Genomic DNA, 26,058 nt, shown 5'->3' with positions numbered 1-26,058 from the left:
TCATGAATACAGAATTACTTTTACAACAGTTGTTTCCGCGTCAACTGGATTATCAGATCGAAGGTTATGTGATTAAGGGTAATGCGCAGACGGATGCAGGTCCAGTACGGATTTTGGGTACAGTTAATGCAGCGCCCATCAATCAAGACATTGCCATTCAATTATCCTCAGAAATTTTGAAATTGGTACAACAAGGCAATAAAACTCCCGTGGTATTTATTGTGGATACGCAAGGCCAAGATCTTTCCCGTGCGGATGAGTTATTGTGCTTAAACCGTACCTTCGCGCATTTGGCATCTTGTGTTGATCTACTGCGCAGAAGTGGACATGCCAATCTCGCGATTATTTTTGGTCAAGCGGTCAGTGGCGGCTTCCTTTCTTATGGCTTAATGGCAAACGAAGTTTATGCACTCAGTGATTCGCAAGTGAAAGTCATGGACTTAAATGCGATGGCACGGGTAACTAAAATTCCAGTCGAAAAGTTAAAAGAGTTGTCACAAAGCTCAGCTATTTTTGCCCCAGGGGCAGAAAACTTTTACAAAATGGGCGCAATCAATGCTATTTGGCCAGATTTGGAGACCGACTGGGTCAGCCAAGCATTATTAAAGCAACAGCAACATCTGGACAGTTATATGACAGATCAACGCCGTGTGGTGGGGCAGCAGCGTCAAGGACGTGTGTTGTGTAATACCATCATCGAGAAAGTTGTCCACAGTTAAGGAAGCAGATATGGATCGTCATGACTTAGCTTATCTTCGTGATTCAGCAACCCTACATTTTTTAGATGTTTCTTTACCAGAAACAGTGAAACAAAAGGTGTATCAGTTGTTGAATCAACATATTCCAATGACCGTTTGTCGGCAGGAAGATGTGGATACGGGACAAGTGAAGCTGGCGATCAACTGCTTGCTTGAGGGTTATAAATATCGTGTGGCGTGCTTAGTAGAGAAACACGAGATCGAGCAGATCACTCGACCACTTTCTCTACAGGCTTTGTTAGAAGCTGACTCGCAGCTCCTACAACCTAAAGTGTGGAGTGATTTTGCAGACAACTTAGAACAATTGGGTTGCAAAGTGTATGTCTATGGCTCCTATGCCTACCAGTCTCTTACGCAGGAGGCTTATGTCAGACCGACTTCAGACTTAGATCTGTTGTTGTATCCACAGCATCAACATGATGTACCGGAAATTTTACAGTTCATTCAACAAGTCCAAGCCCAGAGTTCTATTCAGTTAGATGGCGAGATTCAAATCCATCCGGACTGGCATGTGTCATTTAATGAACTAATTGCGGTTTTTTCTGAAATGAAACAGCAAGTGATCGTAAAAGGAATTCAGCGTGTCGAGATGCTGAGATTAGAACAATTATTCGAAAGGAAGCTTGAATATGCAGATACCACAACCACATGAAGTTTTATGTCCAAGCATTATCACTACTGCTGAAACTTTAGACTGTTTGGCATGTATGGCGTTATTGGATGAAGCCAGTTTAGAACATAAGCCCGGTTTGGTTTGCCCAAGTTCGCAGGGCAGTCATCGTGACATGGACTTTAGCTTGTTCCAATGTAGTGTGGATGCTTTACAGGGCTATTTTCAGGCACAATGTTTGAATGGGTATCACGATGTCGATTTTGACGAGATTCGCCAGTGTGGCATTTTAGCTGAACAAAAAATGATGATTGCAACTCAGCAGATCAATACCCATAAAGGGGCGATTTTTAATTTAGGTTTTGCCAGTGCAGCAGTCGGGCAATGTCTAGCAGATAATAGTCCCTTGAATGCAGGCTCGATCAGTCAAAAAATTCAAAGCACTTGGCAGGATGAACTGTTACATCATTTAGAGCGAAATCCCAACAGTCATGGGCAACGTATGCGTAGTCAATATGGCATCACAGGGGCGATTGAAGAAGTGGCTTCAGGTTTTAAAACGGTGATGGATGTTGCCTTGCCAACGTATATCGACATTTATACCAAAACAGCCAATACACAGCAGGCTGCAACTCAGACCTTATTCAGTCTTATGGCCTATGTACAAGATACCAATATTGTTTGGCGTGGTGGTTTATCTGCCTTATATATTGTGCAGGATCTAGCTAAGCAGTTTTTGGGCCGTGGTGGTGTGTTACAACACAATTGGATGCAAGATGTGGCTAAAGTGGAAGATTATTTCGTTCAGCATCGCTTAAGTCCGGGGGGCAGTGCTGATTTATTGGGGGTGACTTTGTTCATGCTGAAGGTGGAACATGAATTTCGCAATCATATTTAGTGGGCAAGGACTCCAAAGCTTAGCGCATGTGCAAGAGCTGCTGACTCTGGCCGGTGAGCTTCATGTATCAGATATTTTAAAGCAGCATTTGCCGAAGCTATTTTGTTCCGATTTAACCGAAGCGGATCTGTATCCGAATGAGTTCGCGCAGCCTTTTATTTTTGCTTTGCAATGGTGTCGTTGGCAAAAGTTAAAACCTGAGATTGAAGACCTTATGAGCTTCTCAGGTTATTCACTCGGAGAGTTAAGCGCACTTATTTGTGCTACGCAGATAGGCCTAGAGCAAGGCCTGTATTTAGCCCAGCAGCGTGCCTCGTTGATGTCTTCAGCCACTCAGCACGCAAGTGGCTTAATGGCCGTTCAAGGTATCAATCTTAATACGCTTGAACCGTTGTTGACTGAAACGTCAACCGCACTTTCCATCAAACTGAGTGATAGTAGTTTTGTCGTGGGTGGGGCTGATGCCAATTTACAGCAGCTGGCTCAGCAACTCGAATTGAGAGGAACACGTTTTGTTAAACGCTTGAATGTCACCATAGCATCGCATACTGTATGTATGGATGCCGCGGTTCAGCCCTATCAGCAGGTTTTACAGCAGCAAGACTTTGCTCGTTTATGTACGGCCATGATTAGCGGTTCGGGTGGACATAAGTTTTTTAAGACTACAGACGCAGTGAATGCGTTAATTCACCAAATGAATCATGCGATTGATTGGGATGCTTGTTTAAGTGCAATACAAGAAAATCAGCCTGATGTTGTCTTAGAAATTGGGCCGGGCAGCGCCTTAAGTAAAATGCTATTAGAACGTAATCCAAATTGTATCGTACGTGCGGTGGATGACTTTAAGAGTTGGTCTGGCTTGCAGGCATGGTTAGAAAAACAGAACTTTGCATGAATTTGATAATGAGGTTAAGGGATTCAAAAAATTAGGGGTATTTGAATATTAGGGACAACATTCAAATACCACACAAGTTTTCGATGTATGCACAACATTTATACGCTAACGATATGATGTCATGCTTTTTATGTATTTGGGTTTAACGCATAAACATAAGCCTGTTGTATTCGCCCATTCTCTAAAGTGACCTCAGTTAAAACACGCTGATATTCACTTCCTTCAAATTCATCCAAGCTGTTCCACAGCGTCTCTAATTGCTCTGAACTAAATATATATCCATCAACAGTTGGTCCATCTGGGCTCAGCATTAGCCCAGGAAAGCCAAGTTCTGCACCCCAACCCGCTTCCTTAAGCAAACCTTTCACAGAACCTTTGCTCCATGTACCGGCAATCACTTCTAAAATATGAGCATTGGGTTTGTTTGGCCCTAAAGTACCGTAGACAAATAAGTGTTGTTGCATGATGTAGATGTTCCTAATGGGTAACAGATGGAGAATGAAGCGGTTTTATTGAAAAAATAACGATGAGTGCAATTAGAATCAGAAAAATATTTAATATAACGATGCCATTCCAGCCATGGCTTTGCCAGATATTTCCGCCATAGGCACCTATAATGCTTGAACCTAAATAATAAAAAAGCAGATACAAGGAAGTGGCATGACCTTTATTGAATGTTGCGAGCTCTCCAACACGACTGCTGGCAATGGCATGGGCAATGAAAAAGCCAGTGGTCACACAGCCAATCCCGAGAATAATCAAAAACAACGAGGCAGAAAGAGTGAGTAGCACGCCTAAGAGCATGCACAAAAAGCCCAAAATCATTACCTGCTTTTTGCCTATTCGGTCTGCAATATTGCCTGCAATCGAAGAGGAAATAATACCCAAACTATAAGATAAAAAAATGAGGCTAATCTGGGTTTGGCTTAAATGATATGGTGCTGCAAACAGTCTGAAGGTGACATAGTTAAACAGCGTGACAAATACACTGGTGAGTAAAAAGCCAATCCCATAGATTTTTAACAGCCGTGTATGACTTAAGTGTGCATACCATGCATGTATATGGAACTTAAAAGAAATACTTTGCTGGGCAATGAAATTTCGTGAATTGGGTAAGAGTTTCAAAAAACCTAATGCACAGAACAGACAGATGACGCCGAGAATGGCCATGGAAATACGCCACGAGAAAAACTCGGTCAAAATGCCCATGCCAACACGTCCCATCATGCCGCCAAATGCTGTGCCTGCAATATATAACCCCATGGTTTTACTTAGGTTTTTGGGGCTAATTTCTTCTGCAATCCAAGCCATTGCAACAGCGGGAACTCCACCTAGAACAAAACCTTCTAAGCTTCTTGAAACCATGAGCACATGCCAACTCGGTGAAACTGCGCATACCACATTGAGTATAGAAGCCAAAAGCATAGAGAAAAACATGAGGCCTTTTCTGCCCAATGTTTGTGAAAAAGCACTGGATAGCACGATTGACATGGCTAAAAAGCCTGTGGTTAAGGACAGTGCTAGAGCACTTGCACTGGGTGCAATATGGAAGCTCTGACTTAAGTTCGGTAGTAAGGGTTGTACGCAATAGATCAGTGAAAAACTGGCAAAGCCCAACAAAAACAGCGCCATGCCCGCTCTTTTATATTCAACTGTACCTTGGCTGATGGTCTGTGGCATCGGCTGTTGAGGGGTAGACCAATCTGCTTCTAGTGAAGAGCTCAGTTTCATAACATGGCGGATTTAAAATGGAGAGAAGCTTTATTTTAATAACTACATACATATATGTATAATATATATAACTCAATAATGGTATAGCTTTAATATATGGAGCTGCGCAATATTCAATATTTCATTGCTATCGCGGAAGAGCAAAGTTTCTCTAAAGCAGCCTTACGTCTTGGCATAAGTCAGCCACCGTTGAGTATGCAAATTAAAAAATTGGAAAGGGAAATCGGCGTTGAACTTTTTTATCGCTACTCTCATGGTGTAGCTCTGACACCAGCAGGGGAAACTTTTCTTAAAATGGTCTTGCCCGTTCAGAACCAACTGAAAAATGCGGTGAAATTGACCCAAAGTACGGCCAATGGCGAATTGGGAGAACTACGGCTTGGCTTTACAGGCACTTCAATTTTAAACTCTTTAATTCCAACAGCCATTCAAGTATTTCAACAGCAATACCCTCAGGTGAATTTGGTATTAAAAGAAGCCAATTCTTTGATTTTGATTGAAAGTTTATTGAATAATGAATTAGACATTGCAATTGTACGACCACCTGCACAGTATCCTAAAGCCATTACGATTCGTAATTTGATCGATGAAAAATTGATTGCAGCCTTACCGATTCAATATTCCGCAGAAGATGAGGTAGTAGATTTGGCAGAATTTAAGCATGAAAGCTTTATTGTCTCTCCACCAGAGGTGAGTGCGGGGCTGTATGCCGCGATTTTAAATAGCTGCCAACAGCATGGCTTCACGCCTAAAATTGGACAGCAAGCCCCTCAGATTGTTTCAATTTTATCGTTGGTTGCGGCGAATTTGGGCATTTCTTTGGTGCCTGAGTCCACCCAACAGCTCAAAATTGAAGGGATTAAATATAAATACCTGAAGAATAAGACCGCTACGATTGGACTCGGTATTGCCTTCAAGGCGGATTTGCATAGCCAACCTGCAATCAACTTTTCCAGTTTATTGAATAGTATTGTGAGGCAGCATCATCATTTAAAAGGTTCGCTGTAATTCACTCTATGTCGTTTTAAATATGAATTGTCAGCACGTCACTCACTGAGTCAAATAGCCATTTAAATACAATCAGAAAGTCAGTTCTCGATTCAGCACCAAAACATGTCTAGACGGCTAAATTTAAGCGATCTAGAGGAAAATATGCATAAAAAATGCCTATGTTGCAAGTTTACGATTCTTTTTAAAGCTGCGTAATCCTTCAAGCATGAGGGTAAAAACTGCGAGCCAAATGGCGATATAGGTTGGCCATTCTGCTGAAGTAATGCTTTCCCCTAAGGTGATTGAAACGGCCACTAACAATATTGGTTCAACATAAACCAACAGTCTAAACAGGCTTAAGTTTAAATGCGGGGCAGATAAGGACTGAAATGCCAAAGCCAGTGCACTGATTAGTCCAAGTCCTGAAATGAGCCAAAGCGTATGTGAGCTTTCAGATAGGCTTTCTGTGACGATACTGCCTTGCATGATAAAGAAAATACAGACAGGGAGACTCAGCATCATGTCAAACCAAAGTCCGCCTATATTATTCGTCTCCGTTTTTTGTCTGAGCCAAAAATAGATCGGATAACCTAAGCAAATCAGTAGAGTGGGCCACGCCAGTGTTTGAGAAATCGCCAAGAGGTTCAAGATCCCCAGCACTGCAAAAATACAGGACAGTTGCTGAAAGCGTGACATTCGCTCTTTAAAGGCAATCCGACCGACAATCACCATGCTAATCGGCATCATAAAATAACCGAGTGAAACATCCAGTCCATAGCCGTGACTGGGTGCCCACATAAACAGCCATAATTGAATCCCAATTAAAAACGAAGATAAAATTCGCGTTAAAAAGAAAAAGCGCTCTTGGTAGAAGCGGCGATAAATAACAATCACTTGAGGCCAATTGCCTTTGAGCCAAATAAAAAGCGTCAGGCATGGAATAGTCAATACAATGCGCCAGCCGTAAATTTCTGTACCTGCCAGCGTGCCCAAAAGTGAGGTATAGGCAAACATTAAAGCAAATAATACCGAGGCCGTGACATTTAAGCTAATACCAAGTGCTGTATTGGGATGCGTAGACATAGGCGGTTCTAAAACTGTATGGATGGATGATATTTTATTGCAATCCTATTGATAAAATGGCTTGTAATTATTATTTTGAATGAGAAAATTTCTCGCAGGAAGCTGCTCATGCAATTGGATAAATTTGATTTCGCTTTATTGGAGCATCTGCAAAAAGATTGCTTAACGCCACTCCGAGAATTGGCCGATTTAGTGCATTTATCAACTGCCTCGGTACAACGTCGCATTCAAAAATTAAGAGACAGAGGCTATATTATTGGCAATACCGCGGTGCTTGATCCAGACAAATTGGGGCAAGTGATTACGATTTTTGTTGAGGTTCGCGTCAATCAAACCCACGTGACTGACCTTGACGAGTTGAAAGCAAGTTTTTCAATTCCAGAAGTGCAGCAGTGTTATTACGTAACAGGCGAGGCAGATTTTATGCTGGTACTTATGGTGCCAAGTATGAGCCGGTTTCAAGCCTTATGTGATCAGCTTTTTCATCATAATGCCAATGTGCAATGGTTTAAAACCACCGTTGTGTTAGAACGGATCAAAACAACTTTAGAAGTGTCTTGTCAGCCATAACTTTTATTCTCCTTTTTATATTCCATTTTAGATTCAATGGCTAAACAGTCAGCTTGAAATAGGAAAAGAGAAGAGTAGTTTCTGAATTTTTAGGCACTCAAAATAACGCCATGATCGGATTGGCTTCTATTTAAATAGCGAATTTATTTTTCTAATTTTGATGGTTTTGTACCCATAAAACTTGAGAAGGAGGCACGCTGTTATAGTTTTTTCAAGCCTTACTGTAGCTACTCATTCGCACCAAACTAGCTGAAAATTTGATTCAAGAAGGGATCACAATCTTGATGGTGGCGTAATGTTTATAACACAGCAACTGAATACAATTTCTGAATTGGTTGAGGGGCAGAGTCTTTCAGATCAACTGCAACATCTACTTGCGCAGCAGTATTTAAACTTAGAAGCGACTTTGTTACGTGCTAAAGTTTTACGTGATTTTTCAAGCGCTAAAGTTCAGTATATTGTGCAGTCTGCCATTCAAGCAGAACATGCCGAGGTCGCATTTTTATTTGCGCCTTTTATCTTGGCAAATTTGAACCATCCTGTGATTTATAGCAGTCCTGCAACGCCAACCGTACTTAATATCCTCAATCGTTACTATCAAGCAGAGCAAAAACAAAACCTAAAAATAGATGATGTACTTGAGGCACTCAATGTTTATTTAGATTTGAGTGATAGCGTATTAAATGATGTCGATTTTTTCTATTTTTCATTGATCAAAGCACTATGTCGAACTGATGTCTCTCAGATTTTTTTGGTGACATCATTAGCGCTCAATACACAAAAACTTGCGGAGCTGGAACAGTTTTTTAAAGTCAAAATTAACTATATTTCTACCCATCCACAAGATGCCATCATCGACAGTAGTGAATGGAATATGCGGAAATTGTTCTTTAAAAACAAAGATCAGCAATATATCGATTTATGTGAAAAATTCGCCACATTGAATGCGCAGTTATTGTTGAGTTATGGCAGTTATAACCAGCAGCAAGCGACCCAGTTGGTTGAAGATATGTTCTATGCCGAGCATATTTATGAAAAGTTATCGGTCTATGCCGAGTATATGCAGACCTGTCTACAACATGGCGTGTCCCGAAAGCAGGCGACTTTTTTCGCCTAACTTGCATTTTTGATCTCCCATTCAAAACAGCTTTTCTTTCATATTGATGCATATACCTAGGTCATCCCCATGTTTTTATATACAGACTTTGATCAAAATTTATTAAATGAACGTGTCGCACAGTTTCGCGACCAAACCCAGCGTTATTTAGAGGGAAAACTGACTGAAGAAGAATATCGTCCCTTACGCTTACAAAATGGTTTATATGTTCAACGCTATGCTCCCATGCTACGTTTGGCAGTGCCTTATGGCTTAATGAACTCAGCACAACTGCGGAAGGTGGCTGAGGTTGCACAGAAGTATGACCGTGGTTATGCACACATTTCTACGCGTCAAAATATTCAACTGAATTGGCCGCAGCTTGAAGATGTTCCTGATATTTTGCAGGAACTCGCTACGGTACACATGCATTCTATTCAGACCAGTGGCAACTGTATTCGAAACACCACCACAGACCAGTATGCAGGTGTAGTTGAGGGCGAGCTCACAGACCCGCGTCCCACCTGTGAACTGATTCGTCAGTGGAGTACTTTTCATCCAGAGTTTTCATTCCTTCCGCGTAAATTCAAAATTGCAGTTTGTGCACACCCTGAACAAGATCGTGCTGCCACGACCTTCCATGATGTTGGGGTTTATCTGGTGGAAAATGAAGCAGGAGAATTGGGCTATCAAATTAAAGTCGGTGGTGGGCTTGGACGTACACCTTTAGCGGGACATGTCATTAAGCCATTTTTAGCTCGTGAAGACTTAATTGCTTATTTAGATGCCATTATGCGCGTATATAACCTGCATGGTCGCCGTGATAATAAATACAAAGCGCGTATTAAAATTTTAGTGAAAGCCCTCACTCCAGCTGGCTTTGCGGAAAAAGTGGAAGCTGAGTTTGCACATACTCAAACACTGCTCAAAGTTCAGCCTAGTGTTTTAGCGCAAATGGATGCCGTATTTCGACCGTTTGCCTATGAAGCTTTAGATGCGGAAAATTTTGAGGCGTTGTTCCAACAGTATCCGAAGTTTAAACACTGGTTCAGTATCAATACCCATGCACATAAAGTCGCGGGCTACCGCATAGTCACAATCAGCTTAAAACGGGCGGGTGTAGCACCGGGGGATATGACTTCCGATGAAATGCGTTTAATTGCAGATTTGGCTGACCAATATACCTTTGGTGAGCTGCGAACCACGCATGAGCAAAATATTGCCTTAACCGATGTACGCCAAAAGGATCTGTTTGAACTGTGGCAAGTCTTAGATCGTGGCAATTTGGCTCGTGCGCATATTGGCTTTCTGACTGACATGATTTGCTGTCCAGGTGGCGATTTTTGTTCATTGGCAAATGCCAAATCTATTCCGGTGTATGAGGCGATAGCTCGCCGTTTTGATGATCTGGATGCTTTATATCATTTAGGCAAGGTTGATTTGAACATTTCAGGCTGTATGAATGCGTGTGGACACCACCATGTCGGCAATATTGGTATTCTAGGTGTCGATAAAAAAGGCGCTGAATATTACCAAATTAGTTTAGGCGGTAACTCAGATCATGATGCATCCATCGGTGATATTTTAGGGCCATCATTTCCTGCAGAAGATATTCCCGATGTGCTCGAAGAAATTCTGAATACTTATCTGGATTTGCGTTTGGAGCATGAATCTTTTTTAGAAACCTACAAACGTGTCTCGATTCAGCCATTTAAAGCGCGGGCATATGCGGACATAAATTAAGATGTTGGATGACCGAACTCGGCTGAAGACGCTAAAAACCGCGAGCTGCCAAATCATCATTATTTTGGCCGTTTGGAGCTGTGCTTATGTCTTGCAAAAGCTGTTGAATTTGCCTGTGGCATCAGGGGTGTTAGGTTTTTTTCTGCTGTTGTTCTTACTTGAAATGAAGTGGTTGAAATTAGCCCACGTTGAACGCGGTGCAGAACTGTTACTGGCGGAATTACTGCTGTTTTTCATTCCGCCGGTGGTCGGCGTGATTCAATATCAGGATTTATTGATTGCCAGTGGTTGGAAAATTCTGCTGGTGATTTTAATCAGCACCGCTTTAGTGATGATGGTTTCTGTATATAGCGTGCGGTTGTTGTTAAAGCAGCCAGAGCTAAATCAAGAACCAAAACTGGAAGATCAGAATGACTGAATTCTGGGGAATTTTTTACTTGGTTTGGACCGTGCTGTGCTATTTCATGGCAAAGAGGCTCTTTGTTCGAACACAAAAAATCTATTTATCCCCCATTATTGTTGTTCCTAGCTTGAGCATCGTACTGATCTTTCTTTTACAGCATCAGTTCCAAGACTATTACTTTTATACCCAATATTTGGTGGCCATGCTCGGTCCAATCACAGTGGCTTTTGCTATTCCTGTTTTTCGTTATCGCCGCATGATTCAGCAACATTTTAAAGTGTTGCTCTTCAGTTCTAGCCTCGCCATGTTGGTGGGTATTTTCAGCAGTTGGTTTTTGGCGAGCCTATTGGATTTTGATGACATCGTTAAAAATAGCCTGTTGGCGCGTTCCATTTCGATTCCTTTCGCTTTGGTGCTTACCGAAAAAGTGGGGGGCTCTATCAGCCTGATTCCGCTATTTACTGTGATTACAGGTTTGGTCGGTATGTTGTTGGGAGACCTCCTTTTGCTTTGGATGAAATATAAAAATCATCTTGCTTCGGGCGCAGCACTAGGTAATGCCGCACATGCTATGGGCATAGCTCGGGCAAGACAGCGGCATGAATTGGAAGGCGTCATTGCCAGTCTCTCGATGATTATTTCAGGAATCATTATGGTGCTATTTGCGCCATCGCTGATTGCAGTGACGAAGTATTTACTTGGCTTTATATCGTTTTAAATCAATAAGGAATCGAATATGAATCCTATGTCACATGCAAAGACAATCTTAAGTCCCAAAAGCTATCTAGTGGCCTTTGTCTTTATAGGGCTTATGGTGGCGGTTGCCTATGCCCTGAATGACCGTGAAATTATTCTGCCTGAAATGGCGGCGATGGCGGTTGGGCTGTGGGTCTATCGAGATAAACAGTGGCTGAATCAGCCAGATAAAATTTTTATTTTACCGAGTCTGACCGCTGTTATAGGCTTCTGTATTAACTTGATGCCGATTTCATATCTGTTCAAACTGGTTTTGGTTCTCTGTGCCATGTTGCTCGTGATGCGGATGTTTAACTATATATTACTACCTGCACTGGCCACAGGTTTCTTGCCGATTGTGACCCAAGCCTATGAAATATCGTTTTTGATTTCGATTTTTGCCACCAGTTTTATCCTGATGTTGGGTGTTGTGCTCTTTAAACTGAACCAAGGCGTGGAGAGAAAAGGCAATTTTGATCGACGAAAAATAGGTGTATATGCCAGTATTACTTTAATTGTTTTTGCACTCGCTGCTATTTTCAAGGTTGAAGCGATGGCACTGATTCCACCGATTACAGTGGTGGTGTACGAATCATTAAATATGATGATGTATTCGTTGAAAATGTATCTTAAGCAGGTTGCTGTGTTGACACTGTCGATTTCAATGGCTGTGCTTATGCAGTTGTGGATTCAAGATTGGATCTTGCTCACCCTCATATATATGCCCTTGATGTTTCTTTTGCTCAAGCTCTTTGATATGCGAATTCCAGCAGTATATGCCTTTCCATTTTTGGTTTTCGTCTTTCCACAAGACAGTGTGATGCATTTACCCATGGCATCTGGCCTGATGGCTGGTTTTTCACTTGGCTGTGTCTATATCTATCGCACCTATTTTCAAAATATGAGTGCTGAGAAATCTTATACCTAGCTTGAGAGGAATGATATGATCCGATTTGATCATGTCATTTTATCTATGGGATAGTGATATTTGCAGTATGGGCAGTGAGTCTCTTCAAATAAAAAGATGGTTTAAATCAGCCTTGATTTAAACCATTCAACTTTTATTCAAAGGCTTCTGGATAAATACATTGGATCAAGGCATCTAAGGCATTTTGAATACGTTCATTGATTTCAAATGAACAATTGATCCGAATATGATGTGGGATATTATCCGTTTGATAAAATAATGAGCCGGGCGCAATGCTGATATTTTTCTCTAAAAGCTGCTCATAAATTAAATTGCCATTGATCTGCTCGGGCAAAGTAATCCATAAGAAATAGCCCGATGGATAATAATGAATTTGATAATCTTCAGACAAATGTTCAGATAAATAAGTGTAATACTGATTCTTGAGGCGCTTTAAGGTGTTGCGTAAGGTTTTTAAGTGCTTTTCATAGTGTCGATGCGATAAATAATCGACCAAGGCATTTTGAATAAACGAGTTGACGGAAAGCGTGCTCATCAGCTGTAGATGCTGAATATGCTCCGAAAATTTACCCGCATAGACCCAACCAATCCGAAAACCCGCACCTAAAGTTTTTGAAAAAGAAGAGCAGTGTAAAACCAAATTTTTCTGATCAAAGTATTTCATCGACAGCGGTTTTTTATGATCAAAATAAAGTTCTTCATAAACATCGTCTTCAATTAAATAAATATCGCGCTCATGCAGTAGCTTTGCCAGTTGATATTTGATGTCATCACTGACCGTAAAACCAATTGGGTTGTGACTGTTGAGCATCAGCAAACAGACTTTAATTGGATAACGTTCAATTGCATCTTTAAATGCCTCAAGGTCAATACCGTGTTCTTCATGTTCCGGAATACTAATGACTTTTAGGCCCAAATGTTCAGCCGCTTGCCATGCGCCATAAAATATTGTTTTTTGAAGTAAAATATAGTCACCCGGTTGGGTCATAGCTTGTAAGGAAAGGTTTAAGGCATCTAATCCGCCCGAGGTAATTACGATATCGGACGGGTCTGTTGGAATCCCTTGCATACAGTAGCGCTGCGCAATCAGTTTCCTCAGCTCAAAGTTCCCGGGGGGTAAACTTGGCATCTGTTCATAACTAAGACGGTGTTTGGCGCGTTGTCCCAACGTTTGCATCAGTTTGGCAGAGTAGAGCAGTTGGCTGTTGGGAAAGGCAATGCCAAAGGGAATCATTTGTTCAGATTGGATCGATTTTAAGTATCTGAAAATTTTAGAGTTGATTTCAATTTTTTCGTTGAGGATGACACTATTGGAGTTGTTTTCTGAGCGCGCATCGCCTGTCACAAAGTAACCGAGTTTTTCTTGTGAATAAATCAGCCCTTGCGCTTCGAGTTCTTGATAGGCATTCATCACCGTCATCAGGCTAAAACCCGATGTTTCAGCTTGTTGACGTAGAGAAGGCAGTTTATCGTTGGCTTTCCAAAAACCACTTTCAATCAAATGTTTCAGGCTGAGCGCAAGTTTTTCTGATTTATACATATGGGTTCGCTGCAATTAAAAGGCACAGGACATGTATTGAAAGTCCTGTGCCTAATTCATAAAAAATGCTTGGCTGGCTTTAGTAAGCAAAACTCAGCAACAACTTAAAGAAACCCGCAATCAGTGCGAGAGAAATAAAGCCAAAGCACCACAATAAAATAAACCATAATCGTGGGCTGAGTCGATCAACAAATTTTTTCATGTCTATCTCCTCAATTAATGATAACCCTGATCCCCTATACGTACTTTGTCACGGAACACCCAATAGGACAAGAAGGTATAGGCAATGATGATTGGGATTAAAATTGAAGCTCCCACCAAGGTGAACTTCAAACTTGACTCAGGTGCAGCGGCCTGCCAAATCGTGACCGATGGCGGAATAATATTGGGCCATAAGCTGATGACGAAGCCAGTAAAAGCCAAAAAGACTAAAGCCAAAGTATAGATAAACGGTTTTAGTTCATGCTGCTTTTTGCACGCAGATAGAATCAAGCCAACAAACAGTAAGACTAAAATTGGCACTGGGCTAAAATAGTATAGATTCGGCAGAGAGAACCAACGCTGTGCAATTTCAGGATGGGTCAGCGGCGTATACAAACTCACGGCACCGAAGATGATGAGCAAAGCAATAATCAGCCTAGGCATGAGATGAAACATCCGCTGCTGTATCTCTTTTTCGGTTTTCCAAATGAGCCAACCACAACCTAAAGTGGCGTACATCACCACGACCCCTAGACCTGTAAAGCATGTAAATGGCGTGAACCAGTCCCATCCACCACCGCTGTAAATACCACTGGTGGTCTGAATACCTTGGATATAAGCCCCTAAAATCACGCCTTGGAAAAAGCTCGATAAGATAGAGCCCCAGATAAACGCGAGATCCCAGAGGTATTTGGTGCGCGTGGCTTTGAAACGAAACTCGAAGGCCACACCGCGGAAAATCAAGGAAACCACCATAAAGATAATGGGTAAATACAGTGCCGATAAAACAGTTGAATAGACCAAAGGAAATGCAGCGAATAACCCAGCACCACCTAGGACCATCCATGTTTCATTGCCGTCCCAAACGGGCGCAACGGTATTCATCATCACATCGCGTTCTTGCGTTCCATTCATAAAGGGAAACAGAATACCAATACCTAAGTCGAAACCATCCATAACCACATAGATGAGCACACCGAGCCCGATGATACCGACCCAAACCAAAGCGAGATCAATCATGTGGTTTCTCCTTACTATTTTGAGCAGAAGGATCAGTGGTATCGATAGATTCTTCAACAGCACTGAGTGGACGTAAAGGGGTTTTAAAATGCCCCGGACCAGTATCTTGCACGGCATCTAAAGGTGTAGAAAAAGCAGGGCCTAATTTGATCAAGCGTAGCATGTAGTAAATTCCCGCGCCAAAGACGACGGTATAGACCAGAACAAAAATAATCAGGCTCAAGCCGACTTGATCTGCGGTGACTGTATGCGATAAACCGTCTTTAGTCCGAATGACGCCATACACGACCCAAGGCTGACGGCCAACTTCTGTAGTGACCCAACCTGCTAGGAGCGCGATATAACCTGTAGGTCCCATAATGATGGCAAATTTATGAAACCAACTGCTTTCGTATAGAGAGCCTTTTTTACGTAGCCACAGTGCTGTTAATGAGAGTAAAACCATTAACATGCCCAAGCCGACCATGACTCGGAAACTCCAAAACACAATCAGTGCATTCGGACGGTCTTCAGCTGCGAAGTCTTTTAAACCAGTGACCTGACCCTCTAGGGAATGCGTCAGAATCAAACTGCCCAGATTGGGAATACCAATCTCAAAATCATTCGACTCTGTTTCCATATTCGGTAAAGCGAACAGTAATAAAGGCATGCCATGATCACGATTGGTTTCCCAATGGCCTTCAATGGCTGCCAATTTTGCAGGTTGGTGTTTTAAGGTATTTAAACCGTGATTGTCCCCAATCACAACTTGTAAGCAAGATGTGACCAGTACCATCCATAAGCCCATGGAAAAAGACTTTTTCACCAACTCATCACGACGACCTTTCAGCAAATGCCATGCTGCGGTGCCAACCACTAAAAGTGATGAGACAAGGAAGGCCGCTGCAGCCATATGGGCAAATCGGTAGGGGAAGGATGGGTTAAACACAATGGCCCACCAGTCTGTGGGGACAATAATGCCATTTTCGATGGCAAAACCTTGAGGTGTCTGCATCCAACTGTTGGAGGATAAAATCCAGAACATGGAAATACAGGTACCGATGGCGACCATTAACGTGGCAAAAAAGTGGGCTTTGGGACTGACGCGTCCCCAACCAAATAGCATAATGCCTAAGAAACCGGCCTCTAAAAAGAAGGCGCTCATGACTTCATACGTGAGTAGTGGTCCAGTGACACTACCTGCGATGCGTGAAAATTCACTCCAGTTGGTTCCGAACTGGTAGGCCATGACAATGCCCGAAACAACCCCCATAGCAAATGCCACGGCAAAAATCTTAATCCAGTACTTAAATAAGTCTTTATAAATTGGATTTTGGGTGCGAAGCCACTTCCATTCCAGCATGGCAAGAAAGCAGGCTAAACCAATAGAGGTTGCAGGAAAAATAATATGAAAGGAAACAGTAAAGGCAAATTGAATTCTTGCCAACTCAAGTGCGGTTAATCCGAGGCTCATTGCATCCTCCATGGCTGGCAGGAATATCGACGGTTCGATACCCAGTTGCTGTCTAGATCGGAATGATAAAAAAGCATAGATCGTTTCATTAAAAACTACCTACTTAAAATACTGATGATGATCTTGCATCAGGATGTCTAGAAGATGTAGGTACAAGAATTGGAGAGAAAAAATATAACAAAATAGAAAATTGCACTTAGTCTGTTATATTTTTTGAACTGTTTTTATGATCTATTCATTCTTATTACTTCATTAAAATATACACAAAGTTTGGACGCTGAGTTAGTTAAAAAATGTTATTCAAAACTCGCATAACACATTGTTTGAAATAGCCTAGTTTGAATAAAAACTTTAACAAAGGAGTTTTATTATGAAGGATAGCTTCAGTAGCAAAAACCGAGATCTAGCTGAAAGCAATCGAACCGAGTATGTGTGAATATTCACACCTACAGAATAATGATATTGCGCTATCTATTGTGATTCGAAAGTCGTTTGATAGTTAAAACACCTTTAAAAAAGGGAGTCTGTAGACTCCCTTCAATATAGATAGTTTAACGCGCAAGGAAAGTTGCGGCTTCATCAATTAAATCAGCAACGGCTTTGGGTTGAGACGCGAGTGAGGCATGACTGGCATCTAAAGAAATGACTTTTTGAGCATTTAAGCGTGAAGACATCATGGCTTGGTTTTCAGGGTGAATCATGCGGTCTTCAGTTGAAATTTGGTACCAAGATGGTTTGTTTTTCCATGCTGGGTTTGAACTGGTATCGCCAAAGGTACTCGCAACAGGGGCTTTCTGGGTGATACCCATAACCAGTCCTTCATCATTCGTTAAGTCCTGACAGAAGCTTTCATGGTATTTATCGGCCTTAACCCAAAGGTATCCGTCACTGTCGGGTTCTAAGTTAGGTGCACCAACGGGTAAATGTTGCTGCGTAATGCCACCTGGACTTTCACCAGCATCAGGTGCAAAAGCAGCAATATAAACCAAACCTACAACATTAGGTTGATTACCCACTTCGGTAATGACCGCCCCCCCCCATAGGAGTGGCCAACTAAAAGTACATCGCCTTGTACTTGTGCGATCATTTTACGGGTTCGTTCGACATCATCAGCCAAAGAGGTGAGAGGCAGTTCAACGGCACGGAGGGCTTCGTAACCTCGGTGAGATAGGTCAGTAATGACTTTAGACCAATGGGCAGCGCCGCCTCAAAATCCATGTACTAAAATAATTGTTGGCTTCTTATTCATCTTCTCATCCCTAGAGTAAAAATATCATCTTATAGTTAAAAAAGTGGTCGTGCTAGGTTGAGCTAATGATTATCAATGCAAGTTAATTTAACTAATTGTAAGTTAAAAAAATATAGATAAAAGACTTATAAAAATGTCAATTAGACTAAAAAACGGGCATTTTATGTGATTAATGTTTTATTTTTATATAGATTTTATTGATGAAGTGAAGTTTTGGATGAACGCATTTTTATCGGTGAATTAGGTGCTTTAAAGGCTACTCTGTCGCCAGAGTAACCTCAATAAAATCAACTAATAGATACTCAAATCTTAGAAACGGTAACCAATCCCTAAATAAGTCACAATTGGGTTAATTTCAATTTTACTTTCACCTTTGAGAATGCTATCACGTGGGCTATTCGGGTCAAATATAGTGGTATTACCAATAACGTTTAACTCGGCTTTGGTGGAAAGATGAGCATAACTTACGGATGCTGTGGCGAACCAATTTGAGTTAATGTTGTAATCTAAACCTGCAATCACCACAGGTGCAAAAGCATCATCGACCTTAATTTTTCCAAGCTCAGGTTTTAGTAACTTTAGGATATTATCGTTGTTCAATTCAGCATTTACATTTGGATCTGCTTTGACATCACTAAAATGTGCATACATGACCCCAGCACCGACATAAGGGCGGAGTTTATTGTTAATTGCCCCAAAATGATATTTGGCTAAAAAGGTCGGCGTATAAGCATCTGTGGTCGCAATTTTATCAAACTTATTCAAATTGGCGGCTGTGAGTTCCATGCCCCCAAGAGGAACAGTAATGAGACCTTTCCCTGAGAGTTCCATTTCAGGCGGCGCACCTAAAACCAATTCAAGAGACACATTATCATTCACAAAATAATCGAGGATTAAACCTGCGGTGTCGGCATCTTGTACTTCAAAACCAGCTTGAGGGGATGATGCAGCAGTATTAGGGATCAAGGGGGCTTTCTCTGTCGTACTGCCGTATACACCTTGTTTTTCACTTTGAGGCATTACATGTAACCAGCCTGCTGAAACACCCCATGTTTTTCCATCAGAAGTGGCAGCTTGAGCGGTTGGAACTGCGCAAATCAAGGCAATTGGTAAAGCAGTTTTTAAAGTTAACTTCATAATAATACATTCCTTTCTTAATTTTTTTTATCAATTCCCTAAAATCCTATAGGAAATCTGTTTTAGATATTATTTACTGTTTGATATAAAATACATATCAAGATACAAAAAATAACATATTGATTTTAAAGCAGTGTTTTTGGTTTTTCTTAGTTCTGTTTTTAGTTTTTTTAAAATATTTATCACTGATACTCATTTTTTGTGGTGTTCAGTCATTAAAAAAAGCAGAGCTGAATTTTCATAATGTTATAAGATGAGCAGGCTGTGCTGAATGGTTGATTTTGGGGAAAATTGATCATTTATCAACAACTAAAGCAGCACGTTTCATTGTTTCAAATGAAGCTCGTTTTTAGGGTTTTAAAAATTGAATTTGGCCATGTTCCATTGCTTCCTATTCTCAACGAGAAATGGGTGAGGTAAGGAGCATGGCAGATTTTAGGTGGGTATAAATAGAGTGCATTTGCATGAAAAAAATTAGATATTTTTTAGTTTTCGCTACAGTTTTGGGGATGAGTGCTTGCGGGGGCGGTGAGGATGAGCAGTCAACAACAGCAACGGTAAAAGATGTTCAAAATGAAATGCCTGTAGCCGTAATTCAGTCAACGCAAGACAGTGCAATGGTGGGCGATAGTATACTTTTAGATGGTTCTGAAAGTATCGATGATGGCGCGACGACATTGAACTATCGTTGGTCGGTTGTTAAAAAGCCTGAAAATAGCTTTCCCAGTCTGGGTGCCAGTACAGATAAAACATTTCATTTTATTCCAGACCGTACAGGAAATTATGAACTGAGTTTAGTGGTGAATGATGGTCAACAAGACAGTCAAACCACCACGGTCAAACTACAAGTCTTCGCAAGAAATACAGAGCAAGTAGTCAATCCATCTGATGTGATACCAGACCCAGAAAATGATGATGTATTGGTCGACAATACAGAAGAAAAGGGTAAGGTCATTTTTCGTGATGGCTTTGAGACGGGGACGATTCGTGTTGATAAATACAGTAATGATCTGTCGACGTGGAATGCAATGGCTCTCCACTTTGAAAATCGTAGTTCAGCCACGATAGTTAAAGATCCTGTTGGTACAGGGCAGAATGTTGCCAAATTTGTCGTGCCTGATGATGGGCAGTGCTATCGCGCGGAAATACAACGAAAGCAATTTGGCTGGGGGCATTACAACTATTCTTTTTCTCATTATATTCCCTCAACATGGCCAGCATTTCAGTATGGAACAATACTGGCGCAGTGGCATGGTTTTAACCTAAATGGAAAGGATTTGAACCCTCCAATAGCCTTGGTGCTTTCAGGTCTAAAACCTGAATGGCAGTTACATTTATATGAGTTAAAGCCAATGAGTTCACCATTGGCGGTTCCAGAAACGCTTTTGAAGCGTTATGTCTTAGATGTGCCTGTGGCGTATAACCAGTGGAATGATTGGAATTTTGATATCCAATGGTCAGAACTTGATGCAAACAATCAACTGATTCCCGGGAAAGTGGTAGTGAAACACAATGGAAAAGAAGTAGCCAACATCAGTGGGGTCAATAATTACCATCAAAAGTGGTCGCCTTATTTCCAAATGGGCATTTACCGTTCAAGTTGGCGTGAAGGGGCACTGAAGAACCGTGTAATCGTGGGGCAGCCTGTCGAGGCTTACCATAAAAACGTGGTGATTAAAGATCTCAATTAAGATTTTGAGTTTCATCTAAGTGGTCATTTCTTATCACTAAAAAACCGATGGCTCTCACTTGAAAGCCATCGGTCGAATCTGGTTTGACCTTAGATCATTACCACATTATTTTAAAATTAAAGGTTATTGCTCAAATCGGCTTGAGTGTTCATAGGTTTATCCTGAGCATGTTTTCCCCAGTTAAACTTCTGTGCACAGATGCCTAATCCAACAATAAACAAGGCAAGTAAACTAGTGTAAGTCACTTCTTTGAAGTAGGTGCCTTCCACAAGCATGGTAATGAGTGCACCAATGATAAAGACGATGGCAAGATAAGTAAGCCAAGGGAATAACCACATTTTAAAGTCAATCACTTGTCCTTCGGCTTCTAATTTTTTACGCATACGTAATTGTGAGAAGGCAATGGTCAGGTAGACATACAACGCTGCTGTACCTGTTGCTAACATGAAGATGTCATAGACATTCATACTTTCAGTTGCAGTAAGGTACGTCGCCACCAGAGCAAATAATGACGACACCAGAACGCCCATCCACGGACTACCATTACGGTTGATTGAACCGAAGCTTTTCGGTGCGTCGCCACGTTTTGACAGTGAAAATAACATCCGTGAACAGGTATAAAGTGCCGAGTTAAAGCAGCTGCATACCGAGGTCAGGACCACAAAGTTAACAATGTGTTTTGCTTCTGGAATGCCAAGTGCTGACAAAGTCACACTATAGGTTCCCCAAGTTGGATCTTTTAACAGTGGATTGTTATGTGGAATTAGGCAGACGGTAATAAACATTGAACCGACATAGAACAACATAATCCGCCAAACCACAGAGTTAGATGCTTTGCGGATTTCACGGGCAGGATTTTCTGATTCTGCCGCCGCAACCGTAACAATTTCAGCACCAATGTAGGCAAACATAACCCCAAGTAAGGCGGTGATGACTGCCGAGAAACCGTTTGGCATGAAGCCGTCCGCAGTTAAATGCGTGATTCCTGATGCAGTTGCTTGACCCCATGGCCATAAATGCATGATAGCCAAGCTACCAATCACTAAGAAAATGACAATCGCAATTACTTTGATGAGTGCAAACCAAAACTCAAATTCACCATAGTTTTTGACATTTTGTAAGTTAACCAAAACTAAGGACACAATTACGACCAGCATGTAACCCCAGATTGGGATAAAGGGAAACCAACTGTTGAGAATTTTACCTGCGACATAGGCTTCCCAACCCATCAGCAAAGCCCAAGAACACCAATACAGCCAGCCAATGGTAAAACCAGCCCAACGCCCAATGGCACGATCAGCATAGGTTGAAAATGACCCACTGTCTGGATTGAGAACGGCCATTTCACCCAGCATACGCATGATTAACAGAATGAGTAATCCACCAAACGCATAGGCCAAAACTGCAGCAGGGCCTGCCGAATAGATAACGTTTCCCGAGCCGATGAATAGTGAACCACCAATGACACCCGCAATCGAGATCATGGTGAGATGACGCGACTTAAGTCCATTTTTTAAGCCTTGAGATGCATCCGGCACAGCGCTTTGTTTAGGTGCTTCCATATAATTTTCCTTAATCTTAAGGAGGTAGTTTCAAAATGGGCAAAGCCTTTTTCGGACTACTTTTCCTTTAAAACTGTAACCGAGTGATCAGAGGCTTTATCATTATTAAGGCAAAAATGAATAAATCTGATATTCCTGTCAAAGCATGAAAAATCACACTTTGGCTACAAAACGGTTACATGTTGTTTATGTATGCACCTAATCTCTCTTTTTTGTTCTCAGTAAACGAGAGCCATTTTTTAGCATTTGGAAGGAGCCAATTGCAGCTAAAATATGAAAAGCTGGGGAGCCAATGTTTACTCTCATCTCAATAATTTATAGAATGAAGCAGCAAAACTCAGCTTTGTAACTGCGGCTTTAGTCGCAAGTCGAATGCTTGTAGAAAAACTTAAGTATCTAATTTATAAAAATAATCAACTCAGCGTACGAACTCCTGCATTTCGCAGACATTTGAGTAACACACCAAAAGCCACCAATATTTCCTGTTCTCGGACACAGGCAAAGCCCAATAGCAGTCCTTTCTGCCGTGTTGAATAATGCTTGGTATAGTATTGTGACAGCGCTCGAACTTTTACGCCTTGATCAAGTGCATTGCTGGCAATCAACACATCATCCATGTTGCTCGGCAGCTTTAAAATCAAATGTAAACCAGCAGCGGTATTGTATTCATGCAGGAAGTCTGCCCCAAGATGACGTGTAATCAGATCGATTAAAAAGGCGTGACGCTTGCTATAGAGTAAACGCATACGACGAATATGTGCTTCATAATGGCCCTCACGGATAAACTCTGCCAAGACTTTTTGATCCAGTAAATGCCCGCCCCGATATAACTCCGATGCCACAATACGCAGTGGTGAAAACAACTTTTTAGGGACCACCAAGTAGCCAATGCGCAAGGCAGGGTAGATGGTTTTACTGAAGGTTCCCATATAAATGACAGGTGCATCAGGCTCCAAACCTTGCAAAGAAGGGAAGGGCTGACCCGAGAAGCGGAACTCACTATCATAGTCATCTTCCACAATCCAACTTTTATGCTGGCGCGCAATGGCAATCAGTTGTTTACGACGTTCTAAACTTAAGTGAGAGCCTAAAGGGTATTGATGTGAAGGCGTCACAAAAATCAGTTTAGGCGGGGTTTTTGGCTCTAGGTCAGGAATAATGCCTTCTTGATCGACAGGTAAGGAGCGTAGATTCACGCCATTAATGCGTAAAATATTACGTGCCCCCCAATAAGCAGGATCTTCAATCCAAACTTCATCGCCTGGGTCACTTAAGGTCCGTGAAACCAAATCGATCGCCTGATGTGTCCCTTCAGTAATAATGATTTGGTCTGCATCGCATTGCACCGAACGCGCAATTTTGAGGTATTCCGCCAGTTCTTGGCGCAGCTCTAAACAACCGCCCGCATTGCTATAAATGAGACTGTTAATCTCGGGTTCACGGCTGAGGCGGGTCTGAATACGGCTAAAAATATGGTGCGGAAACTCTGTGACATCGGGGGCACCAGGCACAAAAGCACCCCATTGGTAAGGCGATGCCGCTGAATAGCCGATGAGATAGGAACCGCGTTGCGACAAATTGTAATTCTGCTGGGGCTTTTTTTCTTGAGTTTGGCTATTGGTATTTTCAGCTTTGACCAAAAAGGATTCAGGCAGTTTTTCAGCCACCCAAGTGCCTTGGCCTGTACGTGCTTCAACATAGCCTTGCGCTTGTAATTGTTCGTACGCACTGAGCACGGTATTGCGTGAGACTTTAATTTCTTTGGCCAAATCACGTGATGCAGGTAAGCGAGTTTTGGGGGCGAGCACACTGTCAATAATGGCGTTGCGTAAGCAGCGAAACAACCGCAATTGTAGGGTTCCGTCAATATCTTGCTGTAATCGTTGCAGTAAATAATCTCCAAGCAAGCTACGCAATTGGCTCTCTCCTACAATATTAAAATGGCTTTTCGTGAGCGATTACCATAAATGCAAAATTATCTCGTCAGGCAGCCGTTGTAAAGCATTTCGCTTGTAGACGTTGGGAGCAAATGCCCGCGACTAAGGGGCTGGAAATATACACAAGTCGCATCCAAAGCAAAAGTTTTTTTAGATGATTTACATAATCGAATACAACGGCTTGAAAATACAATCAGAAAAGCTTAAGGCTGGATATAAATAGGTTCTGAGTTGGCATAGTCATTTGCTGAATTTTGGGCTTCTTTAGCATTTTGGGTGATTCGGTTGAATACCGTAATGGCTCTCTTGTATAAGTATGCCTTTTTAAAATTTATATTATTTAAGTCATTTATTTTTAATGAATAAATATTTTATCTGGAAAATAACTATAAAGGGGTGGGGTGAATTGGCTCCATCTGTCTGATGAAAAGTGGCTCTCGTCTAGTGCCAATAAAAGCGCAAAATGCAATAAACCCCACGTCCTTTGTATATCAGCAAAAAGCATGATCGGGACGCTGAAATTTTATAAATGTATGAATCAAGAATGAGGATACAAAATGGACAGTAAACACTCTGCACTGAACGCACGTAAATTAAAAGCGACTCCCCGTGGCGTGGGTGTCATGTGTCAATGGTATGCGGAGAAAGCAGAAAACTCCACTATTTGGGATGCTGAAGGGAATCAATATACAGACTTCGCGGGCGGTATTGCGGTACTGAACACAGGTCACCGTCATCCTAAAATTATTGCTGCTGTTACTGAACAATTAACTAAATTCACCCATACAGCGTACCAAGTTGTACCGTATGAAAGCTATGTTTCTTTAGCTGAACGTATTAATGCACGTGCGCCAATTGCAGGTGAAGCGAAAACAACATTCTTCTCTACTGGTGCTGAAGCTGTAGAAAATGCAGTGAAAATTGCACGCTCTTACACAGGTCGTCATGGCATTGTGACTTTTGGTAATGGTTTCCACGGTCGTTCATTTATGACTATGGCAATGACGGGTAAAACTGCACCGTACAAACGTGACTTTGGTGTGATGCCTTCAGGTGTTTTCCATGCACGCTACCCTGTAGAGTCAAAAGGCATTACTGTAGATATTGCGATTGAAAGCATTGAAGACATTTTTGCAGAAGACATTGCGGCACATGATGTAGCCGCTATTGTGCTTGAACCTGTGCAAGGTGAAGGCGGTTTCAATGTTATTCCAGCTGAATTCTTAAAACGTTTACGTGCGCTGTGTGATCAACACGGTATTTTGATTATTGCAGATGAAGTACAGACAGGCTTTGCCCGTACTGGTAAGTTATTTGCCATGGATCACTATGAGACCAAAGCGGACTTAATCACTATGGCGAAAAGTCTTGGTGGTGGTTTCCCAATTTCTGGTGTGGTTGGCCGTGCTGAAGTGATGGATGCACCAAACCCAGGTGGTCTAGGTGGTACTTATGCAGGTAACCCAGTGGCTGTGGCTTCTGCACATGCCGTACTAGACGTGATTGAAGAAGAAGGCCTTTGCGAACGTGCAAATGTATTGGGCGCAGAGTTGGTTGAAGTTCTGAATGAACTAAAACAGTCTTCGTCTACAGTCCAAGAAATTCGTGCGTTGGGTTCAATGGTCGCGATTGAGTTGGAAACGGCGGATCAAGCGAAAGCAATTCAAAACTATGCAATGCAAAATGGCTTGCTTATTTTGACCTGTGGTCGTTATGGTAATGTGATCCGTTTCTTATATCCTTTAACGATTCCTGCAGAACAATTCCGTGCTGGCTTAAACATTTTAAAACAAGGTTTTGCACTTTCTGCTGCAGCATAATTGAAGAG

At 41.8% G+C, this 26,058-nt stretch carries 23 protein-coding genes and 1 pseudogene; 13 read left to right on the top strand and 11 right to left on the bottom strand.

The window, feature by feature from the left end; genetic code table 11:
• The first annotated feature begins 2 nt into the window (after positions 1–2).
• The 4 genes from mdcE to AC0KVP_RS12675 are packed head-to-tail and all read left to right on the top strand — an operon-like array spanning position 3 to position 3,161.
• The gene (gene mdcE / locus AC0KVP_RS12690; protein WP_473337089.1) at positions 3–719 is read left to right on the top strand and encodes a biotin-independent malonate decarboxylase subunit gamma; all 717 of its coding nucleotides are present in this window, start codon (positions 3–5) and stop codon (positions 717–719) included.
• A gap of 10 nt (positions 720–729) precedes the next feature.
• On the top strand, positions 730–1,410 hold the full coding sequence (gene mdcG / locus AC0KVP_RS12685; RefSeq protein ID WP_473337087.1) for a malonate decarboxylase holo-[acyl-carrier-protein] synthase: 681 nt from the start codon (positions 730–732) through the stop codon (positions 1,408–1,410).
• On the top strand, positions 1,388–2,266 hold the full coding sequence (gene mdcB / locus AC0KVP_RS12680) for a triphosphoribosyl-dephospho-CoA synthase MdcB (RefSeq protein ID WP_473337084.1): 879 nt from the start codon (positions 1,388–1,390) through the stop codon (positions 2,264–2,266). The genes mdcG and mdcB overlap by 23 nt, the downstream gene beginning before the upstream one ends.
• The gene (locus AC0KVP_RS12675) at positions 2,244–3,161 is read left to right on the top strand and encodes an acyltransferase domain-containing protein (protein ID WP_473337082.1); all 918 of its coding nucleotides are present in this window, start codon (positions 2,244–2,246) and stop codon (positions 3,159–3,161) included. Before mdcB ends, AC0KVP_RS12675 begins: the two co-directional genes overlap by 23 nt.
• A gap of 128 nt (positions 3,162–3,289) precedes the next feature.
• Here AC0KVP_RS12675 and AC0KVP_RS12670 read toward each other — a convergent pair whose 3' ends face one another.
• Together AC0KVP_RS12670 and AC0KVP_RS12665 are read right to left on the bottom strand one after the other, a co-directional pair.
• Positions 3,290–3,625: a gamma-glutamylcyclotransferase family protein gene (locus tag AC0KVP_RS12670; RefSeq protein ID WP_473337080.1), complete on the bottom strand. Its 336-nt coding sequence runs from the start codon at positions 3,623–3,625 to the stop codon at positions 3,290–3,292.
• A gap of 13 nt (positions 3,626–3,638) precedes the next feature.
• Positions 3,639–4,841: an MFS transporter gene (locus tag AC0KVP_RS12665; RefSeq protein WP_473340524.1), complete on the bottom strand. Its 1,203-nt coding sequence runs from the start codon at positions 4,839–4,841 to the stop codon at positions 3,639–3,641.
• Positions 4,842–4,988: 147 nt separating this feature from the next.
• Between AC0KVP_RS12665 and AC0KVP_RS12660 the strand changes: the two genes are divergently transcribed.
• Positions 4,989–5,900 (top strand): LysR family transcriptional regulator, encoded by a 912-nt coding sequence (locus tag AC0KVP_RS12660; protein ID WP_473337078.1) that lies wholly within the window; start codon positions 4,989–4,991, stop codon positions 5,898–5,900.
• Positions 5,901–6,059: 159 nt separating this feature from the next.
• Here the strand turns inward: AC0KVP_RS12660 and rarD are convergent, their stop codons facing one another.
• Positions 6,060–6,965, bottom strand: a complete 906-nt coding sequence (rarD, locus tag AC0KVP_RS12655) for an EamA family transporter RarD (protein ID WP_473337076.1) — start codon at positions 6,963–6,965, stop codon at positions 6,060–6,062.
• A gap of 108 nt (positions 6,966–7,073) precedes the next feature.
• Between rarD and AC0KVP_RS12650 the strand changes: the two genes are divergently transcribed.
• The 6 genes from AC0KVP_RS12650 to AC0KVP_RS12625 all read left to right on the top strand — a co-directional run bounded on the left by AC0KVP_RS12650 (position 7,074) and on the right by AC0KVP_RS12625 (position 12,440).
• Complete coding sequence (locus AC0KVP_RS12650) at positions 7,074–7,535, top strand: Lrp/AsnC family transcriptional regulator (RefSeq protein ID WP_473337074.1); 462 nt, start codon at positions 7,074–7,076, stop codon at positions 7,533–7,535.
• Between the two features lie 295 nt (positions 7,536–7,830).
• Positions 7,831–8,652 carry a hypothetical protein gene (locus AC0KVP_RS12645; RefSeq protein WP_473337072.1) on the top strand — a complete coding sequence of 274 codons (822 nt, stop codon included), beginning with the start codon at positions 7,831–7,833 and terminating at the stop codon, positions 8,650–8,652.
• A gap of 69 nt (positions 8,653–8,721) precedes the next feature.
• Positions 8,722–10,374 carry a nitrite/sulfite reductase gene (locus AC0KVP_RS12640; protein ID WP_473337069.1) on the top strand — a complete coding sequence of 551 codons (1,653 nt, stop codon included), beginning with the start codon at positions 8,722–8,724 and terminating at the stop codon, positions 10,372–10,374.
• 1 nt (position 10,375) lies between these two features.
• Positions 10,376–10,792 carry a CidA/LrgA family protein gene (locus tag AC0KVP_RS12635; RefSeq protein ID WP_473337066.1) on the top strand — a complete coding sequence of 139 codons (417 nt, stop codon included), beginning with the start codon at positions 10,376–10,378 and terminating at the stop codon, positions 10,790–10,792.
• Positions 10,785–11,495, top strand: a complete 711-nt coding sequence (locus tag AC0KVP_RS12630; RefSeq protein WP_339421538.1) for an LrgB family protein — start codon at positions 10,785–10,787, stop codon at positions 11,493–11,495. Before AC0KVP_RS12635 ends, AC0KVP_RS12630 begins: the two co-directional genes overlap by 8 nt.
• Before the next feature lie 18 nt (positions 11,496–11,513).
• Entirely contained in the window at positions 11,514–12,440 is a 927-nt protein-coding gene (locus AC0KVP_RS12625; protein WP_473337064.1) for a hypothetical protein, read from the top strand.
• Between the two features lie 133 nt (positions 12,441–12,573).
• Here the strand turns inward: AC0KVP_RS12625 and AC0KVP_RS12620 are convergent, their stop codons facing one another.
• The 6 genes and pseudogenes from AC0KVP_RS12620 to AC0KVP_RS12595 all read right to left on the bottom strand — a co-directional run bounded on the left by AC0KVP_RS12620 (position 12,574) and on the right by AC0KVP_RS12595 (position 19,040).
• Positions 12,574–13,980, bottom strand: coding sequence for an aminotransferase-like domain-containing protein (locus AC0KVP_RS12620; protein WP_473337061.1), 1,407 nt, complete (start codon positions 13,978–13,980; stop codon positions 12,574–12,576).
• A gap of 79 nt (positions 13,981–14,059) precedes the next feature.
• Positions 14,060–14,182 (bottom strand): hypothetical protein, encoded by a 123-nt coding sequence (locus tag AC0KVP_RS12615; protein ID WP_004694789.1) that lies wholly within the window; start codon positions 14,180–14,182, stop codon positions 14,060–14,062.
• 14 nt (positions 14,183–14,196) lie between these two features.
• On the bottom strand, positions 14,197–15,201 hold the full coding sequence (gene cydB / locus AC0KVP_RS12610) for a cytochrome d ubiquinol oxidase subunit II (protein WP_473337059.1): 1,005 nt from the start codon (positions 15,199–15,201) through the stop codon (positions 14,197–14,199).
• Positions 15,194–16,654, bottom strand: coding sequence for a cytochrome ubiquinol oxidase subunit I (locus AC0KVP_RS12605; protein ID WP_473337057.1), 1,461 nt, complete (start codon positions 16,652–16,654; stop codon positions 15,194–15,196). Before AC0KVP_RS12605 ends, cydB begins: the two co-directional genes overlap by 8 nt.
• Positions 16,655–17,205: 551 nt before the next feature.
• A pseudogene (locus AC0KVP_RS12600) lies at positions 17,206–17,903 on the bottom strand (alpha/beta hydrolase).
• Between the two features lie 309 nt (positions 17,904–18,212).
• Positions 18,213–19,040 (bottom strand): OmpW/AlkL family protein, encoded by an 828-nt coding sequence (locus tag AC0KVP_RS12595; RefSeq protein ID WP_473337054.1) that lies wholly within the window; start codon positions 19,038–19,040, stop codon positions 18,213–18,215.
• 464 nt (positions 19,041–19,504) lie between these two features.
• On the opposite strand from AC0KVP_RS12595, the gene AC0KVP_RS12590 reads away from it, so the two are divergent.
• A complete protein-coding gene (locus AC0KVP_RS12590) occupies positions 19,505–20,731 on the top strand; it encodes a heparin lyase I family protein (RefSeq protein ID WP_473337052.1) in 1,227 nt (408 codons plus the stop codon).
• A gap of 116 nt (positions 20,732–20,847) precedes the next feature.
• On the opposite strand, the gene AC0KVP_RS12585 is transcribed toward AC0KVP_RS12590, so the two are convergent.
• On the bottom strand, positions 20,848–22,293 hold the full coding sequence (locus AC0KVP_RS12585; protein WP_058952237.1) for an amino acid permease: 1,446 nt from the start codon (positions 22,291–22,293) through the stop codon (positions 20,848–20,850).
• Between the two features lie 413 nt (positions 22,294–22,706).
• A complete protein-coding gene (gene pdxR, locus AC0KVP_RS12580; protein ID WP_419326514.1) occupies positions 22,707–24,209 on the bottom strand; it encodes a MocR-like pyridoxine biosynthesis transcription factor PdxR in 1,503 nt (500 codons plus the stop codon).
• A gap of 578 nt (positions 24,210–24,787) precedes the next feature.
• Between pdxR and gabT the strand changes: the two genes are divergently transcribed.
• Positions 24,788–26,050: a 4-aminobutyrate--2-oxoglutarate transaminase gene (gabT, locus tag AC0KVP_RS12575; RefSeq protein ID WP_473337048.1), complete on the top strand. Its 1,263-nt coding sequence runs from the start codon at positions 24,788–24,790 to the stop codon at positions 26,048–26,050.
• Positions 26,051–26,058: the final 8 nt, after the last annotated feature.

The organism is Acinetobacter sp. DL27 (assembly GCF_055810995.1).
Note: the sequence above shows the minus strand (reverse complement) of the source record. Positions and strands in the feature narration are given on the sequence as shown.

Bases quoted from the DNA above. Each gene is read 5' to 3' on its own strand.
- mdcE (WP_473337089.1), top strand. From the start codon at position 3: ATGAATACAGAATTACTTTTACAACAGTTGTTTCCGCGTCAACTGGAT.
- mdcG (WP_473337087.1), top strand. From the start codon at position 730: ATGGATCGTCATGACTTAGCTTATCTTCGTGATTCAGCAACCCTACAT.
- mdcB (WP_473337084.1), top strand. From the start codon at position 1,388: ATGCAGATACCACAACCACATGAAGTTTTATGTCCAAGCATTATCACT.
- AC0KVP_RS12675 (WP_473337082.1), top strand. From the start codon at position 2,244: ATGAATTTCGCAATCATATTTAGTGGGCAAGGACTCCAAAGCTTAGCG.
- AC0KVP_RS12670 (WP_473337080.1), bottom strand. From the start codon at position 3,625: ATGCAACAACACTTATTTGTCTACGGTACTTTAGGGCCAAACAAACCC.
- AC0KVP_RS12665 (WP_473340524.1), bottom strand. From the start codon at position 4,841: ATGCCACAGACCATCAGCCAAGGTACAGTTGAATATAAAAGAGCGGGC.
- AC0KVP_RS12660 (WP_473337078.1), top strand. From the start codon at position 4,989: ATGGAGCTGCGCAATATTCAATATTTCATTGCTATCGCGGAAGAGCAA.
- rarD (WP_473337076.1), bottom strand. From the start codon at position 6,965: ATGTCTACGCATCCCAATACAGCACTTGGTATTAGCTTAAATGTCACG.
- AC0KVP_RS12650 (WP_473337074.1), top strand. From the start codon at position 7,074: ATGCAATTGGATAAATTTGATTTCGCTTTATTGGAGCATCTGCAAAAA.
- AC0KVP_RS12645 (WP_473337072.1), top strand. From the start codon at position 7,831: ATGTTTATAACACAGCAACTGAATACAATTTCTGAATTGGTTGAGGGG.
- AC0KVP_RS12640 (WP_473337069.1), top strand. From the start codon at position 8,722: ATGTTTTTATATACAGACTTTGATCAAAATTTATTAAATGAACGTGTC.
- AC0KVP_RS12635 (WP_473337066.1), top strand. From the start codon at position 10,376: ATGTTGGATGACCGAACTCGGCTGAAGACGCTAAAAACCGCGAGCTGC.
- AC0KVP_RS12630 (WP_339421538.1), top strand. From the start codon at position 10,785: ATGACTGAATTCTGGGGAATTTTTTACTTGGTTTGGACCGTGCTGTGC.
- AC0KVP_RS12625 (WP_473337064.1), top strand. From the start codon at position 11,514: ATGAATCCTATGTCACATGCAAAGACAATCTTAAGTCCCAAAAGCTAT.
- AC0KVP_RS12620 (WP_473337061.1), bottom strand. From the start codon at position 13,980: ATGTATAAATCAGAAAAACTTGCGCTCAGCCTGAAACATTTGATTGAA.
- AC0KVP_RS12615 (WP_004694789.1), bottom strand. From the start codon at position 14,182: ATGAAAAAATTTGTTGATCGACTCAGCCCACGATTATGGTTTATTTTA.
- cydB (WP_473337059.1), bottom strand. From the start codon at position 15,201: ATGATTGATCTCGCTTTGGTTTGGGTCGGTATCATCGGGCTCGGTGTG.
- AC0KVP_RS12605 (WP_473337057.1), bottom strand. From the start codon at position 16,654: ATGAGCCTCGGATTAACCGCACTTGAGTTGGCAAGAATTCAATTTGCC.
- AC0KVP_RS12595 (WP_473337054.1), bottom strand. From the start codon at position 19,040: ATGAAGTTAACTTTAAAAACTGCTTTACCAATTGCCTTGATTTGCGCA.
- AC0KVP_RS12590 (WP_473337052.1), top strand. From the start codon at position 19,505: ATGAAAAAAATTAGATATTTTTTAGTTTTCGCTACAGTTTTGGGGATG.
- AC0KVP_RS12585 (WP_058952237.1), bottom strand. From the start codon at position 22,293: ATGGAAGCACCTAAACAAAGCGCTGTGCCGGATGCATCTCAAGGCTTA.
- gabT (WP_473337048.1), top strand. From the start codon at position 24,788: ATGGACAGTAAACACTCTGCACTGAACGCACGTAAATTAAAAGCGACT.